Source organism: Chlamydia buteonis (genome assembly GCF_900634605.1).
Classification (GTDB): Bacteria; Chlamydiota; Chlamydiia; order Chlamydiales; family Chlamydiaceae; genus Chlamydia; species Chlamydia buteonis.
Genome location: NZ_CAAAFM010000001.1, coordinates 1 through 17,320 on the forward strand (window position 1 = coordinate 1; position 17,320 = coordinate 17,320).

Below are 17,320 nucleotides of genomic sequence, written 5' to 3' on the forward strand. Positions count from 1 at the left end.
ATAACATAGATCTCGGATCCAAGATCCAGTTCTAATCTCATCCACCTCCCCTACCCCGCTCTCACGGGGTAGGGCCTCGTAAGACTTTTACGCTAAGGCTCTCTTTACAACACGAAAAAGCTCACTATCACAATTAAGAGAAATCTCTAAGCGTGTACTTCTTGAAAATTAACCACTAACTTTTTTGAAAAGTATGACATCTTTAGACATCGTTAACTCTATAGCAGTGTCTGATTTAATATCACCTTTAAGTAAAGCTTTCGATAATAGTGTAACTACCTTCTGCTGAATTAACCGTTTTAAGGGTCGTGCTCCGAAAGCACTGTCATACCCCTGCTCACTGAGATATAGTATGACAGAATCATCCCAAGTTAACGTTACGCGTCTTTCTAACATGCGTTGGGCAACCCTACGCATCTGAATGCCGACTATTTTTACAATATCTTCGGTACTTAAAGGAATAAAAGGAAGAATATCATCAATACGATTGATGAACTCAGGGCTGAAGTATTTCCGTAATGTCGGAGCAACTACCGACAACACAGTGTCCTTACTTACTTCACTCCCCTTTTTCGCGCAGTAATCGGCGAGTTCTTGAGAACCTATATTTGAGGTCATAATGAATAAAGCATTTTTACAATTTACCTTACGTTTCTTACTATCTGTAAGAATCCCCTCATCAAAAATCTGCAAAAGAATATTAAAAACTTCCCTATCTGCTTTTTCAATTTCATCGAAGAGCACAACAGAATATGGTCTTCGACGTAAAGCTTCGGAAAGGCTTCCGCCTTCTTCATAACCTACATAACCTGGAGGCGATCCGATCAACTTCGACACGGAATGCTTTTCCATATATTCGGTCATATCGAAGCGTACCATTGCCTCTTCTTTATTAAACAAAAGATCCGCTAGAGCTTTAGCAAGCTCTGTTTTTCCAACTCCTGTAGGGCCTAAAAATAGGAATACCCCCAAAGGACGTTGGGGATCACTCAGTCCAACACGCGCAGCACGTATAGAATCGCTTACCGCAGCAATAGCAAACGGTTGACCAACAACACGTTCTTCCAATGATTCTTCTAAAACAAGAAGTTTTTCTGCTTCGCCTTCTAACATCTTTTGCACAGGAATGCCTGTCCAATTTGCTACGACTTGAGCAATAAGACGCTCGTCTACCTCTTCTTGAAGTAAACGATTGTCTCTTTGATTTAATGCTTCTTCATCATGACGGATTTCTTCTTCAAGAGCAGGAATCAAACTGTAGCGCAACTCCGCAACGCGATTGTAATCAGCAATACGTTCTGCTTCTTCTTCAGAAAACTTCATATTTTCTAAAGAATTCTTTTTTTCTTTAAGACCGGAGATAAGTTTTTTTTCCTCGTCCCAACGTAGTCGTAAGGCTGCAAGTTCTTCTTTAAGCTGATCTATTGACTGTTGCATAGCTTCAGCCTCTTCTTGATAGGCAGGAGCTTTTTCTCGTTTTATAGCTTCTTGTTTAACAATCAATGCTGCGAGCTCGCGTTCTTTTTCATCGATAGGTAGAGGTAAACTACCAATTTGCATACGAATTAAACTTGCAGCTTCATCAATAAGATCGATCGCCTTATCAGGAAGAAAACGATCAGGAATATATCTATAAGAAAGAAGAACGGCAGCATTTAATGCCCCCTCAGTAATACGTACGCCATGGAAAATTTCATACTTTTCACGAAGACCACGAAGAATAAACACAGCATCTTCTAAGGAAGGCTCTGTTACAAAAATGGGTTGGAAACGCCGTTCTAAAGCGGCATCTTTTTCAATATACTTTTGATATTCATTAAGAGTAGTCGCACCAATGCAATGCAAAGTCCCGCGTGCTAAAGCCGGTTTTAATAAATTTGCAGCATCCATAGCTCCATCGGTAGCTCCAGCACCTACGAGAGTATGCACCTCATCAATAAATAAAATACTTTCCCCATCAACAGATTCTACATCTTTAAGCACACTTTTTAAGCGTTCTTCAAATTCCCCGCGATATTTTGCTCCCGCGATTAACGCCCCCATATCTAAAACATAGAGCTGTTTACCTTTTAAACTTTCAGGAATATCGCCTTGAACTATGCGTAAAGCCAAGCCTTCCGCTATGGCTGTTTTCCCTACTCCTGGTTCACCTATAAGCATTGGGTTATTCTTAGTTCTTCGTGATAACACTTGAACTGTACGACGAATTTCTTCATCCCTGCCAATTACAGGATCAAGCTTCCCTTCTTTCGCTAATGAAGTTAAGTTCTTACAATACTTTTCTAGGCCCCGGAGATTATTTTCCGCACTAGGAGAGTCCATACGATTGCCACGCCTTACATTAATAATAAGTTTCTTAAGATCGTCTAAGGATATTTTTACCGTGTTTTTCCAAGAAGCAAAAGGCTCCTTGTTGGATTTCCAAAAAGCTAATAATACATGATCTCCGGAAATGTAGGTATCTCCGAGATCTTTTGCCTCATGTTTAGCATCTAAAAGTAGACTTTGCAGCCCTGGAGAAGGTTTCGGCATAGCGTCTCCTTCAACAACTGAAGGTTCTAACGATAAAGCCTTATCAACTGCAGAAATCAGCAATTTAGGATTGCTTTGAATCTCTTTAATAATTAAATAAAATAGCGACTCAGTATTTTCTAATAGACATTTAAGAAAATGGTTTTCGCTTACGTAAGGATTTTTTTGTGATTTAGCGAGCTCAAAAGCCTTTTCTAGAGCTTCGCTTACTGCATCCGATATCTTATCCATAAAACAGCCCTAACACTCTGCTGAAACATTTTATTCATTACATAGAGAAAACAAAAAATCTATCTATTTTCCAAAGCGACTTCTTGCTTCTGTAATAATTTTTTTTTCTTATCTTTTGTTTTTTGCTGTTTTTTCCATTGCGAGTTGTATTGATATAATAATCCGTAATCTTTCACGGTACTAGCGATATCCCGGCAGTCACTCATTAGCCCATCGAGACGGGAAATACGCTCACCATCTAAGCAATCCGCTAATCTGTTAGCACTTTTGTGTATAGACTCTGTTGCTAATCGAGCCTGCTTGATTAATGAAGAGTCTTTCTCATCATCAATCAAGGAAGATAATTTTTCGTAAATATGTACAGTTTCTGTTTCGAGCTTCCCCAAGGCTTTGTCAGCTTTATCGACAAACTGTATCAATTTCTCAATAGGATCAATATTATTACCGTAGACTAAATCCTGAGAGTATAAGCGATTGTTTTCAGCTCTTATCTTTCCAGGAATAATATTCACTATAGATTCTCCTATAATTTTAGGAGAATACATAGCAAAAGTATCGTCTTTATAAAGAGCTATTCCCGAATCAATTTTCAAAACGAGTTCGTAGCAATACAATTGTCCGGAATCTTGGGAAATTCCCTTATCCATAATATTGTGCACAGAAGCTACAGAACCAATAATCTTACCTGCTAGACAAACATTCATTCCTTTACTTACTCCACTAAGGTGAGTAAAGGCAACATGGATTTCTTGTTTTCCATCCCCACGACTTTTGGGAGTGAATAGCATGACAGAAAATAAACCTAGAATTCCTACACAAAGAAATACTCCAAAAAATATTGATTTACGATCTTCCTTAGACATTAGCCCTCCTTAATCAGCATTTCACCATGCTGATGACCGGCAAAGAATTGCCTAACCAAAGCATCATCTGTCTTTATAAATTCTTCCTTTGTGTAGATGCGGGGTATAGTTCCTTTATCATGGATAGCAATTCGATCTGCAAGTGCTAATGCTAATGTAATATCATGAGTAATGATTATACCTCCTATTCCCTGTTCTTTTCGCAATTGGAAAATTAAGTGTATCATTTCCCGACTAGTCATAGGATCTAAACCTGCTGTAGGCTCATCATAAAGGACAAGCTTAGGAGAATAGACTAAAGATCGGGCTAAGGCGACTCGCTTTACCATACCCCCAGATAATTTACTCGGCATAAACTCGGCAGCATAACTTAATCCTACATTAGACAAAGCTTGATCCACCTTAACGTTGATCTCGCTTTGGGAAAATATCTTATACCGGTCATTATATGCATGAAGACCGAAAGCAACATTTTCTCTAACAGAAAGAAAATCAAAGAGAGCTCCTCCCTGAAACACCATGCCAATAGTAAAATCTTTTAAACGCCCTTTATGAGTAAGTTCTTTAGCATAGCGCACTTCTCCAGAGTCTGGAACCTCTAACCCTATAATATGCCGAAGAAGCACGCTTTTTCCTGTGCCGGATTTTCCTAGAATTACCAACAACTCATCAGGAAATACCTGCAAAGAAATCCCATGCAGTACCGTATGGCCTTGACCTTCAGTATTACAATAACTCTTATAAATGCGATCTACAGAAATCCAGGGTTCTACCATACCTCTCCCTAGTAACCTAGAACATGAAAGAATGCTGTAATCACACAATTAGCAAATAGAATAGAAATATATGAGGTCACAACTCCTGCAGTAGTTACCTTAGCAACATCTGTAATGCGGCAATGTTTCCCTAATCCCTGATAACAAGCTAAAGATGTGATAATAAATCCGAATACTAAGGACTTCACAATGACCATCACAATATCGGATATGAATACATTCCCAGAGACCATGTGTAAATATACCTGTGCTGGCAATTGAAAAGCATAACGACAGAGTAAATACCCACAAAAGATCCCTGACCAAACTGCAGCAATCACCAAAGCGGGCATAGCAATAATACCTGCGATAATTCTTGGTAAGGCAAAGTATTCTAAAGGATTTACTCCTAAAGTTTCCATTGCGCTAACTTGTTCGGTCATGCGCATAGTTCCTAAGAAAGCAGAAATTGCTCCTCCTACTCTTCCAGAAAGAGCGAGAGCGGTAAGAACAGGACCTATTTCTACTAAAATACTTTTTACCACGAAAAATCCTATAGCACAGGACAATCCATGTATTCCCAATTGATAATAGGACTGCAAAGCCAAAACGATTCCTGTTACAGCTCCAGTAAGCATCACGACTGGTAAAGAAGCTACACCGATATCATAACCTTGAATACTTATAGATCGCAATAAGCTCTTCTTCCATGATAAGCTTTTTATAACTGCACAAGTGAACCCCATCCATCTGCCTAATTCCAAAGGAAAAACACAAAGTATTTGGAAAATACGAGCGCGTTTTTTTGCCTCCATCTCCATACTCCATATCCTCAAAATCTTGAGAAGCCCCTGTATTTTAAAGGCTATCAAATGTTGTCACTAAACTATCAATAAGCACATTTTGAGTATAGGCTAGATTTTCCTTACTATGTACAGAAGAAAGAAAGCTCGCTTCCATAGAGGCCGGGGATAAATACACTCCCTGAGCAAAGACACGACGATAAAATACTCCGAACATTTGTTGATCACATTCCTGAACTTCACTGAGATTTTTCGGGGGTGTTTCTCTAAAGAAAAATGAAAACATCGAACCTACTCTCACTAAAGATACTGGAAAACCTCGATTACGAATTACATCTTCTATAGGAGCAAAGAAACTTTGTGCAAGATTCTCTAATTTAGGGTAAAAATCTACTTCACGGCATAGCTCTATGGAAGCTTTTCCTACAGCCATAGCAATAGGATTCCCAGAAAGTGTTCCTGCTTGAAATACCTTTCCTAGAGGAAGTAAATGATCCATAATACTATGGTGGGCCAGGAATGCAGCTACCGGCATACCTCCTCCCAAGATTTTCCCATATACAGTAATATCAGAATCTACATCCATTATAGAGCGCACACCCCGAATTCCCATGCGGAATCCTGTCACCACTTCATCCATAATCGTTAGAGCTGAAAACCTGCGACTTGTAGTTGTAACACCCTCAATAAATCCAGGCTTTGGGAGAACAACACCCATATTGATAGCTATAGGTTCAAAAATTACACAGGCAACTCGTTCCCCTACCTGAAGCATAACTTCTTCGAAAATCTGCAAATCGTTGTAGGGCAAGATCAAATTCAGAGGCAAATAAGGATTTCCCAAAAAGTAGGTATCTACAATATGAGGAACTTGGTGTATATTACTCTCATCTATAGCGATTCCTTTTAACAAAATATCGGCATGTCCATGATAGCATCCTAAAAATTTAATAATTATGGAACGACCTGTAGTTGCGCAAGCAAGACGCACAGCGGTCATTGTAGCTTCCGTACCAGATGAGACAAACCGCACCTTATTGTCCTTTAACTCCAAACAGGAAAATAATGTTGCTGCTAGAGAAATTTCGTTTTCTGAAGTTAGACCATAAGAGGTGCCTTGAGATGCTGAATTACAAATAACATCTAAAATTTTTGGATGGCCATGACCGTGTATTAACGATCCCCAAGACCCACAAAAATCTATAAACGTCTTACCAAAACTGTCTATGAAAATGTCACGGTAAGCACTAGAGACAATGGGAGGAATAATCCCCACAGGAATACACGCGCGTATCGGAGAATTGACTCCTCCAGGAAAATAGCGGCAAGCTTCTGCGTAAGTCATAGTTGACTCTTCAATAACTGACATATAACCCCCTAAGCAAATCTGGGATTATTTTGAAACATGACAACTTTAAAACCTAGGAAAAGGCTGAGCGAATATTAAATAAACAATATGAGCTAATTTAACAAAAGATTCTCAGGAACTGTAGATAGTGAAGCATACTTACCTCCTAAATCTTTAAGAATCATAGACCAAAGATTTTCAGGACAATCTGTAAATACATATTCATAACTTGCAGGAGCTAAAAACCAATTCCCATCAAGGAATTCTCTTTCCAATTGTCCTGCTTGCCAACCACTATAACCAAAACATAGATTGATCATAGGTCCTGTCTCACTAGAAGCAATCTCTTGTAAAAAAGATAGATCCCCTCCTAAATATACGGAAGGGCAAATTTCCAAAGTTTGTTCGGGAATTTCTGAACAGGAATGCAAAAGCATCATCTGATTCGCTTGTAAGGGACCTCCCATACAAAAACGGATATTGTTATTTGATACTTTATCAAAAGTAAAAATATCGTCGGATATTTCTAAACCCAATGTCTTATTTAAAATGAGACCAAAAGAACCATTGAGGCTATGCTCACATAACAAAATTACACTACGAGTAAATACTCCCTGATCTGTATCAGGAGAAGCTAGTAATAACGAACCTTTCTCTAAAATAGCATAGGGAATTTTGGCCATAAGATACCATGGTATTTTCTTCTATTCTTCATAAGCTACAGCAGCATCAAACACAGACTTCACACAAAGAATAGGAACTTTATGTGTAAGCGCTAAAGGGATGCTATCGCTCGGGCGAGCATCAACATCGGTGATATAGAGGAAATCCCCTTGTTTTTGCTCTAAAAACATACGCGTATAAAAAATGTTATCCTTGTAATCACTAATCACAACACGCAATACATGAATATCAAAACCTGAAAAAACAAAATTTAGTAAATCATGGGTCAATGGTCTTGACAAGGCAAAATGCGTAGGATCAGAATTTTGAAAAGCCTGCCCCATAGATACATGCCCATATATCGCAAATTTTTTTTCTTCGGTACCTAAGACTATTCCTGCGTAATGACAAAAGCTGACTAACTTATAAAAATTAAGTAAAACCAAAGGGGTATCTTGGAGCAGCTCTTTTTCTATACTCATACTCTACCGGTGTTCTTTTTACCAATCTGACCGTTGGCATAACCAAACCATACCTCAACGTTCGCTATAACAAACCCGACTTCAATAATACCATGAATTTGTAGCAGCTTCAGCAGGTCTTCCTCGGGATGAGGATATACATTCGGAGTATGAATATCGTAAATATAATTTCCGTTATTGGTGATAAAAAATCCTCCACGAGGATTTTTTCTTAAATTCCCTAGATACCCCAAACTTTGCAAAGTAGCAATAATAGAAGATCTACCAAAAGGACTAATTTCTATAGGAAGACCAAATTTCCCTAAAACCTTAACATGTTTACTTTCATCTGCAAGTATCAGCCGTCGCCGACTTGATTGTAATAAGATCTTCTCACGAAAAATTGCTCCACCACCACCTTTAATCATGCGCAATTGGGGATCGATTTCATCAGCACCATCAACAGCAAGATCTATTTCCATGAACTCTTCGTCATCAACTAAAGGAATTCCTAAATTCATGGCTAGAGAATACGACTCTTTTGAAGAAGCAACAGCATGAATATCTAAATTTTCTTGCTTATGCTTGTTAGCAACAGCTTTGATAAATTCTCTAGATGTCGAGCCACTCCCTAATCCCAAAAGCATTCCTGGCTCCACCAAGTCTGCTGCTTCAAGAGCTAACTGTTTTTTTACTTCTAAATAGGGATCTTCTTTCACAACACCTCTATTTGTTTTACCTTTCTCTATCCTTTAGCTAGAAAATATCTGTATTCTCACACAAAAACTAACAGCCTAAATCATACTAATATAATTGTCTTTGTGAGGTCAAATGAGGATGTTCTCTAACAAAAAGATCAAACACCCGGACAGTTTTCCCTGTAATCTAAACATCATAAAATACCGCTGCCTTATATCTATTCTCCCCAAGTTTTATAAGCAAGTTTAGGCAGAAAATCCATACCATCAATATCTGTAGTTAATCTAAAACGCGATTCTAAATCTGTTTTTCTGAAAATTTATTTAAGTACTGACCTTGGTAGTCACTAAGATTCTTAAGTAAGGATTTAGCCTTTGTATTTAACGGGCAAATCTCTAAACCCAAATCCAGATAACACAAGAACTGTTCCCTATAGACTTAGATAAAGACTGTGTTGCCAATACTTTATCCACTATGGCTATCTCATCGGTATTTCTTTTCCAGACACTACAGGAAGCTTGGAGCATCCCTACTTCTAACTTAAGATAGTCCTGCATACTTACAGAAGAAAATAACTCTAAATATTTTACACGAAAAATACCTAGAAATGACATCTGCCCAGTGATTAAATCCTTTAAAGCTACTAATAGTTTTGGAGAATCTGTAAGAAGATCCATGATAGCCCTAGAGGCTAAAATCGCTAATCTATAAATCTAAGAAAAGGATAAATTACACTCACCTATTAGAGATACAGTAACTTTAGAGCTATTTTATTCATGCAAACAATACCAAAAAGCCCTGGTATATTTATCAAAAATTAACTGGGAGAATCTCCAGGAAATATTCTTGTTTTCAATAACACGTTGTTTTCTTTGTGCATAGATACACTGAATTCCTATTAATCCAAAAATAAAACCAAAAGGAGCTATAACCATCAAAGGGAAACCCGTACTAATCGTTAAGACAAAAACAGGAATTGCCACAGAAAGAGCGAATAATGTAACTCCTGCTATTAAAGCGTAAGAGATTTTAGCATTGGCAGACTTACTGAAAAAAGAAAAATTTTTAGCAAGAGTACCTATAAACTTATTTATGAAATATAAAGGACAATTCCTGAATAATAGGGTTTCTAAATCAAGAATCTCCACCCCATTGCAAGCAATTTGTAAACGCTCAAAATCCAAGGCTGTCACCCTCTCCTTACAATCCTCAGGCAACATATCAAAATTCCCCGAAGACAAATACAAGAGCATAGATCGCAATTCTTTAAAGAGTGAGCGTATTATCAAAAACTAAATCACAAATAACTCTAGGATAGTGTTTCTCTAATAAGCAGAGAAATCCTGAAGGAAGAGGATGTTGTAACTCATGCAAACAACGACGCAATACCCAAACAGCTGTTATGCCTACAATAAACAAAGATAACACTAGGCCTAAAATAATCAAGGGATGAGAAAATCCATAGGCAAGTAAAAACACGAAAACTCCACTAAAGACAGAATATACTAGTAATAGCCATAGCATGGTGAGATAACTTATCTAACCGGCAATGCTCTTTACTTCTCAAACTCAGAGAAATCAAAGAAGCCGGAAGACGCCCGTCTAGGGGGATACTATCCACACTCATAACATGTCCTATTATTATTATATTTTTGAAAAACAGAGCAGAGACCAAAAGCTCTTAATTATATTCAAAATTAAAAAAAAATAACAAAACTGAGCCACTCTACAGCTATTTTTCGATGAAACTAAAATGAATAATGCACGAAAATTAGAAGAAAACATTATTAAGATATAGAAATACAACGTGAGTTAAAAAGATGCTAATTCAGCGTCCTTTCTCCTGTAGTGCGATTTAAGGAATAAATAGGAATATGAGAGAGATCGTGTCTCTCTACAAGTTCTTTATTACTACTCTTGTTTAAGAATGATAGCGTCTGATCATAAAAATGCCATTTAGGGCTTTCTTTATTCTTCTCATAATAGTGAATCCACTCGTCCCAAGTAAGTAGAGCCAATGAAGAATCAAACTCAGAGCCTTCTTGATGAATATACGGGTATGTAGCAAGCATGAGGCGTGCCAAATTCATGCCTCCATTTTCCTCATTGAATAAAGACAGGAAAACCACATGTCTACATTCCACTTCTTTAAGTAACTGTAATTGCTCCCAAGAAACACCGTGTTTACATAAGAACAGCAACCAATCGAGTGGGTAGGTATTTAAACAATAGGACACCCAACCATGATCAACATGAAAACTGTCAACAAACACATCCGGAAGAATAGCTATAAGTCGAGAACGAATGCTTTCAACTATAGGCTGTGCTTCATTCCAAGTACCATTGTGAGCATGATTTAATAAACTTTCGTATTCAAATTCAGAAACTACTTGAGCCAAAAGCCAAGTATAATGATGAAAAGCAGTATCTAAGCAACTAGATAATCCTGTGCGGCATACCCAATACACTTCAGGCTCCATATCCTCTGCCTGAGCAAGCTCTCTAGACCCCAGCTCTATAAACTTACCCAGAAAGTACAAAGGACAGCTCCTTAATAATAGTTTTTCTAAATCAGGCAGATGTATTCCCTGACAAGCTGTTTTTAAGCGCTCAAGACCAAACCTCTCTACTTTTTCTTGACACTTGTGTGATGGGAACACAAATTCTCCAGAAGATAGTCCCGATATAGCTGCACGAAACTCTTGCAGAGACAACCTTTCCCGAATAACGAAATCATAAATAACCGAAGGGAATTCACGTTTAATTATAGAAGCAAAACCTTGAGGAATAGAAGGTCTAAACTTTAACTCATACGTACGATAAATCAATAAGCCCAAAGAGACACACAAAAGAATTATCGAGATTATCAAACCAACTATAATTACAGGTTGAGTCAATCCACAAATCATCAAAGTTGCGAAAGTAGTAATTAAAGCAAGAAAAACACTATTTCCTACAGCTAAAGCATATTTACGTAAACTATCCGTAATAGAAGGCTGTGGCCTGCGTTCTTTTACTAATATTGAAACAGCATTAGATCCTAAATAAGAAGGTGCCTGTAAAGGATGCATGCTATACACCCAATTAATTAAATTTGAGAAAATATACGCATTTTCAGAAACAAAAAACAATGGATAAATCCCTGAATTGTCAAGGTAGAATACCTGAAATCAAACTCTGAAATAGAGTGCTATGACTATTAACCACATAGGAATGTAAGATTAGCCACAAGAAGGTTTGGAAATACTACGGAATTATAAAAATCAACTGTTTCACCAAACAGTTTTCACAGAGTTAGAAAATTGATAATTTCTGCACAGCTAGCGTAATGTTATCGACCTCCTAACTCTATATTTTCATAGCAAGTAGAAGAATACATCACTAAAGTTCTCTAAATGAATTGTTTAAATACTCTACTGTATTCTGTTTCTGACTCCTGTACGAATGTGATAATTATAGTACGGTTGTCTGCCTTCATGATCCTTTGAGATTTCTTGTAAACACTCTCCTTCATCCCGTCTACGATTTAACCACTTGACTGTTGATTCATGGGCTCTCCATCTCTGATTTCTCTTAGAGCTATCCAGATAGTCGTCTATCCATTCATCACATATCAATAATGCAATATTAGGATCAAAGCTGGCATTTCTTAGGTATAAATAGAAGTAGTAATCACATTTCTAAATAGATATCCCCCACGACCTTGCAATTCTATTTCGCAAAGAAAATTCACAGAACTACATTATCTAATTTTGTAAATAACTGTAACTGCTCCCAATTCAATCCATGTGTACATAATTAAAGGAAGTTCTTAGATTTTTCTATATCCAATCGTACAGAAAACTTCGTGAATGATAAACTTGGTTGATATTGGTCATGTACACAAGAAATCATGAGACCTTGCAAATCAGAAATTAAATCCCGGGTTTGCAACCAGATACAATAATGATTACAGATTGAAAAATCAAAAAACTCAAATAGGCACTAAACAGTATTTCAGACGCTAGACCAAGGCCCTTAGTAAAGATTGTCAGGAATTTTCATTTGTGAATTAATAATAAAAATGAATTCTCATAACTATTGTTATCCTACATGAAAATTGCTGATCTTCTAGTCTACTTAAACGATCTATTCTCTCCGGAATCATTTCCTGATTACTGTCCTAATGGACTGCAAGTAGGCAGCACAAGTGCTGATGTTCAAAAGATAGCAGTTGGAGTAACTGCTGATTTGTCCACTATACTGGCCACTATTGAAATAGAAGCTAATGTCTTGATTGTCCATCATGGCTTATTCTGGAAAGGAATGCCCTATCCCATCAGAGGCATGCTCTATGATCGAATACAACACTTGATCAAACATGACATACAATTATTAGCCTATCACCTACCCCTGGATGCTCATCCCATTATTGGGAACAACTGGAAGGTAGCTCATGATTTAAAATGGACCAATCTTCAACCATTCGGGAGCTTTCTTCCACATCTTGGAGTTCAAGGATCCCTCTCTCCTACGCCCATACAACTTTTTATAGAAAACTTATCCAACTACTACCAATCTCCAATAAAAGCTCAAGCACTTGGCGGTAGAGAAATCATTTCTTCTGCAGCACTGATTTCTGGAGGAGCTTATAAAGAGTTATCTCAAGCTGTTCTTTGCAACGTAGATTGCTTTATCACGGGAAATTTTGATGAACCAGCATGGTCTACTGCCATGGAAAATCATTTACACTTTCTAGCGTTTGGACATACCGCAACAGAAAAAATAGGACCAAAAGCTCTTGCTCACTACTTACAAACAAACCTACAAATTTCCTCAACATTTATTGATACCGACAATCCATTTTAATCTATAGCAATGTGCTTGATCGTTCTTGGCTTTTTCTCAGAACTTACTTTATAATAAGTTCTTTTTACTATTTCAAAAATCTATAGACCGTCATGACCGTAGAATTAAACAAGCAACAAGTCCGTCCAAGAAGTGAAATTTCCCCTCAAGATTGTTGGGATATCAGCCCCTTATATCTAAATAGAGAAGCATGGAAAACAGACCTTGATTCTTTCGGATTAAAAACAGACGGCTCACCTACATGGCCTGCTCTTCAAGCAACGCAATACCAACTTAAAAATTCAGAATCTCTACTATCCTTATTAACCACACTCTTCTCTATTGAGAGGAAATTGGACAAACTCTATGTTTACGCTCATCTAGTTCATGACCAGGACATTACAAACCAAGAGGGCATTGCAGATCTTAAATCTATCACACATCTATGCACCTTATTTGCTGAAGAAGTCTCTTGGGTACAACCTGCTTTAACCAGCTTATCTGAATCTCTAATTGCTCAGCATTTATCGGCTCCCTGTTTAGCTCCCTATAGATTCTATTTAGAGAAAATCTTTAGACTATCTATACACACAGGCACTCCTGGAGAAGAAAAAATTCTTGCTTCTGCCTTTACTCCTCTTGAAGTAGCAAGTAAGGCATTTTCTTCTTTAAGTGACTCTGAAATTCCCTTTGGGCAAGCCACAGACTCAGAAGGCAACTCCCACCCTCTTTCTCACGCACTTGCTTCATTGTATATGCAATCTACAGATCGGGAATTACGAAAAACATCCTACCTAGCACAATGTGAAAGATACCACAGTTACCGACATACTTTTGCTAACTTACTTAATGGGAAAATCCAAGCACATTTATTTTACGCAAAAAATAAAAGGTATAACTCATGCTTAGAAGCTGCATTATACCACAACAATATTCCGATAACCGTGTACACGAACCTTATTGATATCGTGAAGAAAAATTCTTCACTGGTCACGAAGTACTTTTCCATTAAACAACAATGCTTAAATCTAGAAGATTTCCATTTTTATGACGTTTATGCTCCCCTAAGTCAGTCCGAAGAGAAAAAATATTCGTTCAAAGAAGCTGTGGATCTTATCTATACTAGCCTTTCTCCTCTAGGAACTGAATATATTGATATCTTAAAACAGGGGTTAACAACTCAAGGCTGGGTAGATAAATACGAAAATCTTAATAAACGATCTGGAGCATATTCTTCGGGATGTTACGATAGCCACCCTTATATCCTCCTAAACTATACGGGAACCCTTTATGATGTATCTGTAATTGCCCACGAAGGAGGGCACAGTATGCACTCGTATTTTAGTAGGAAGAATCAACCTTTCCATGACGCTCAATATCCTATTTTCCTTGCTGAAATTGCTTCTACCTTAAATGAAATGCTTCTTATGGATTCAATGCTTAAGGACAGCGACTCAAAAGAAGAGAAAATCACAATTCTGACAAGATGTTTGGATACCATCTTCTCTACACTATTCCGTCAGGTATTATTCGCCTCTTTTGAATACGAAATTCATAACGCAGCAGAACAAGGGATTCCTCTAACTGAAGAATACCTATCCTCAACTTACAAGAATTTACAAAATGAATTTTACGGCGAAATTATCACATTTGATGTCCTGTCTAACATAGAGTGGGCAAGAATTCCTCATTTCTATTACAATTTCTACGTATATCAATATGCAACGGGCATTATAGCCGCCCTGTGCTTTTTAGAAAAAATTCTTAACAACGAAGATAATGCTCTTAACTCGTATCTTAACTTTTTAAAAAGCGGTGGATCGGATTTCCCCTTAGAAATCTTAAAAAAATCAGGATTAGATATGGGCACAATTGAGCCAATCCAAAAGGCTTTTTGTTTTATTGAGAGAAAAATTCAAGAGCTATCATCTTTAATTTGAAACAACTAAAAAAAATGGCACTTGATATTATTAAGTGCTAAAATCATTGCCAAAAACGTGGAGCTTTGTTATCGTTTTCGAGAAACGGCAAAGTCTCTTAGAATATGAAACACAAGGAGCTTACAATATGTCAGATCAAGCAACGACCTTTAGGATTAAGCCCCTGGGCGATAGAATTTTAGTGAAAAGAGAAGAGGAAGATTCTACATCGCGCGGCGGCATCATTTTACCTGATACAGCAAAGAAAAAACAAGACCGAGCAGAAGTGCTAGCCCTAGGAACAGGGAAGCGTGATAAAGACGGTCAAGTCCTACCTTTTGAAGTTAAAGTAGGTGACACTGTTTTAATAGATAAATACGCGGGACAAGAACTTACCATCGATGGTGAGGATTACGTCATTGTTCAAGAAAGCGAAGTTATGGCAGTTCTCAAGTAAGACTGATAATTATTTATAGATTGCAAAAAGTTAAGGAGCACAAAAAACAATGGCAGCAAAAAACATTAAATATAACGAAGACGCCAGAAAAAAAATTCATAAGGGAGTTAAAACTCTTGCAGAAGCTGTAAAAGTAACCTTAGGTCCTAAAGGACGTCATGTGGTTATCGATAAAAGCTTTGGTTCTCCTCAAGTTACAAAAGACGGTGTAACTGTCGCCAAAGAAATTGAGCTCGAAGACAAACACGAGAACATGGGAGCTCAAATGGTGAAGGAAGTCGCTAGCAAAACTGCAGATAAAGCTGGTGACGGAACTACAACAGCTACTGTTCTTGCTGAAGCTATCTACAGTGAAGGATTGAGAAATGTGACTGCAGGTGCCAATCCCATGGACCTCAAAAGAGGAATTGATAAAGCTGTAAAAGTTGTTGTGGATCAAATCAAAAAAATTAGCAAACCTGTACAGCATCACAAAGAAATAGCTCAAGTAGCGACAATTTCTGCTAACAATGATGCTGAAATTGGTAACCTCATTGCAGAAGCCATGGAAAAAGTTGGGAAAAATGGCTCTATTACTGTTGAGGAAGCTAAAGGATTCGAAACTGTTCTCGATGTTGTTGAAGGTATGAATTTCAACCGAGGATATCTTTCTAGCTATTTCTCTACAAATCCTGAAACACAAGAATGTGTGTTAGAAGAAGCTCTTGTGCTTATCTACGACAAAAAAATTTCTGGAATTAAAGATTTCCTTCCAGTTTTACAACAGGTAGCAGAATCTGGACGTCCCCTATTAATTATTGCTGAAGATATCGAAGGCGAAGCTTTAGCTACTTTAGTGGTAAACAGACTACGCGCAGGATTTAGAGTATGCGCAGTTAAAGCTCCTGGATTTGGCGATAGAAGAAAAGCTATGTTAGAAGACATTGCTATCTTAACCGGTGGCCAACTTATCAGCGAAGAGCTTGGTATGAAGCTGGAAAACACAACTTTATCCATGCTAGGAAAAGCTAAGAAAGTCATCGTTTCTAAAGAAGACACAACAATTGTTGAAGGTCTAGGAAACAAAGAAGATATCGAAGCTCGATGCGAAAACATCAAAAAACAAATCGAAGACAGCTCTTCTGATTATGATAAAGAAAAACTCCAAGAACGGTTAGCAAAACTTTCTGGAGGCGTAGCTGTAATCCGTGTAGGAGCCGCTACAGAAATTGAAATGAAAGAGAAAAAAGACAGGGTAGATGACGCTCAACACGCAACTCTTGCTGCAGTTGAAGAAGGAATCTTGCCAGGCGGAGGTACAGCTTTAGTGCGTTGTATCCCTACTTTAGAAGCTTTCATTCCAGTTCTTACAAATGAAGATGAGCAAATCGGAGCACGTATTGTTCTTAAAGCACTATCCGCTCCTTTAAAACAAATCGCAGCAAATGCTGGTAAAGAAGGTGCTATCATCTGCCAGCAAGTGCTTGCTCGCTCTTCTAACGAAGGCTACGATGCTTTGCGCGATGCTTACACTGATATGATTGAAGCAGGAATTCTCGACCCAACTAAAGTAACACGTTGTGCTTTAGAAAGTGCAGCTTCTGTAGCTGGCCTTCTATTAACAACAGAAGCTTTAATTGCTGATATTCCTGAAGAAAAATCCTCTTCTGTTCCAGCAATGCCAGGTGCAGGAATGGATTATTAATCCACTATATAGAGAACTTTTTCTCTATTCTTACAAGGTCTCCCTTCATCTATCTCAAGAAGAAGGGAGACCTTTTTC

At 37.7% G+C, this 17,320-nt stretch carries 14 protein-coding genes and 1 pseudogene; 4 read left to right on the forward strand and 11 right to left on the reverse strand.

The features are described 5' to 3' along the window. Positions 1-168 precede the first annotated feature (168 nt). From E1N70_RS00005 to E1N70_RS00060, 11 genes and pseudogenes are all read right to left on the reverse strand, one after another. On the reverse strand, positions 169-2,763 hold the full coding sequence (locus E1N70_RS00005) for an ATP-dependent Clp protease ATP-binding subunit (RefSeq protein ID WP_131743573.1): 2,595 nt from the start codon (positions 2,761-2,763) through the stop codon (positions 169-171). 59 nt (positions 2,764-2,822) lie between these two features. Continuing rightward, the gene (locus tag E1N70_RS00010; RefSeq protein ID WP_131743574.1) at positions 2,823-3,626 is read right to left on the reverse strand and encodes an MlaD family protein; all 804 of its coding nucleotides are present in this window, start codon (positions 3,624-3,626) and stop codon (positions 2,823-2,825) included. Continuing rightward, complete coding sequence (locus E1N70_RS00015; RefSeq protein ID WP_131743575.1) at positions 3,626-4,402, reverse strand: ABC transporter ATP-binding protein; 777 nt, start codon at positions 4,400-4,402, stop codon at positions 3,626-3,628. The genes E1N70_RS00010 and E1N70_RS00015 overlap by 1 nt, the downstream gene beginning before the upstream one ends. Before the next feature lie 8 nt (positions 4,403-4,410). Beyond that, complete coding sequence (locus E1N70_RS00020) at positions 4,411-5,196, reverse strand: MlaE family ABC transporter permease (RefSeq protein ID WP_131744141.1); 786 nt, start codon at positions 5,194-5,196, stop codon at positions 4,411-4,413. 43 nt (positions 5,197-5,239) lie between these two features. Further along, positions 5,240-6,553 (reverse strand): aspartate aminotransferase family protein, encoded by a 1,314-nt coding sequence (locus tag E1N70_RS00025; protein ID WP_131743576.1) that lies wholly within the window; start codon positions 6,551-6,553, stop codon positions 5,240-5,242. A gap of 92 nt (positions 6,554-6,645) precedes the next feature. Beyond that, positions 6,646-7,215, reverse strand: a complete 570-nt coding sequence (locus E1N70_RS00030; RefSeq protein ID WP_131743577.1) for a YqgE/AlgH family protein — start codon at positions 7,213-7,215, stop codon at positions 6,646-6,648. A gap of 21 nt (positions 7,216-7,236) precedes the next feature. Beyond that, positions 7,237-7,677: a bifunctional nuclease family protein gene (locus E1N70_RS00035; protein ID WP_131743578.1), complete on the reverse strand. Its 441-nt coding sequence runs from the start codon at positions 7,675-7,677 to the stop codon at positions 7,237-7,239. Further along, positions 7,674-8,375 (reverse strand): ribose 5-phosphate isomerase A, encoded by a 702-nt coding sequence (gene rpiA, locus E1N70_RS00040; protein ID WP_131743579.1) that lies wholly within the window; start codon positions 8,373-8,375, stop codon positions 7,674-7,676. The genes E1N70_RS00035 and rpiA overlap by 4 nt, the downstream gene beginning before the upstream one ends. Positions 8,376-8,750: 375 nt before the next feature. After that, positions 8,751-9,032 (reverse strand): hypothetical protein, encoded by a 282-nt coding sequence (locus E1N70_RS00050; RefSeq protein WP_131743580.1) that lies wholly within the window; start codon positions 9,030-9,032, stop codon positions 8,751-8,753. A gap of 402 nt (positions 9,033-9,434) precedes the next feature. After that, positions 9,435-9,982, reverse strand: a pseudogene (locus E1N70_RS05250) (DUF1389 domain-containing protein); the annotation flags it as partial. Between the two features lie 196 nt (positions 9,983-10,178). Further along, the gene (locus tag E1N70_RS00060) at positions 10,179-11,426 is read right to left on the reverse strand and encodes a DUF1389 domain-containing protein (RefSeq protein WP_131743581.1); all 1,248 of its coding nucleotides are present in this window, start codon (positions 11,424-11,426) and stop codon (positions 10,179-10,181) included. 1,021 nt (positions 11,427-12,447) lie between these two features. On the opposite strand from E1N70_RS00060, the gene E1N70_RS00065 reads away from it, so the two are divergent. From E1N70_RS00065 to groL, 4 genes are all read left to right on the forward strand, one after another. Beyond that, entirely contained in the window at positions 12,448-13,203 is a 756-nt protein-coding gene (locus E1N70_RS00065; protein ID WP_131743582.1) for a Nif3-like dinuclear metal center hexameric protein, read from the forward strand. Positions 13,204-13,295: 92 nt separating this feature from the next. Beyond that, on the forward strand, positions 13,296-15,122 hold the full coding sequence (gene pepF / locus E1N70_RS00070; protein ID WP_131743583.1) for an oligoendopeptidase F: 1,827 nt from the start codon (positions 13,296-13,298) through the stop codon (positions 15,120-15,122). 127 nt (positions 15,123-15,249) lie between these two features. Continuing rightward, on the forward strand, positions 15,250-15,558 hold the full coding sequence (locus E1N70_RS00075; RefSeq protein WP_131743584.1) for a co-chaperone GroES: 309 nt from the start codon (positions 15,250-15,252) through the stop codon (positions 15,556-15,558). A gap of 49 nt (positions 15,559-15,607) precedes the next feature. After that, the gene (groL, locus tag E1N70_RS00080) at positions 15,608-17,242 is read left to right on the forward strand and encodes a chaperonin GroEL (protein WP_131743585.1); all 1,635 of its coding nucleotides are present in this window, start codon (positions 15,608-15,610) and stop codon (positions 17,240-17,242) included. Positions 17,243-17,320: the final 78 nt, after the last annotated feature.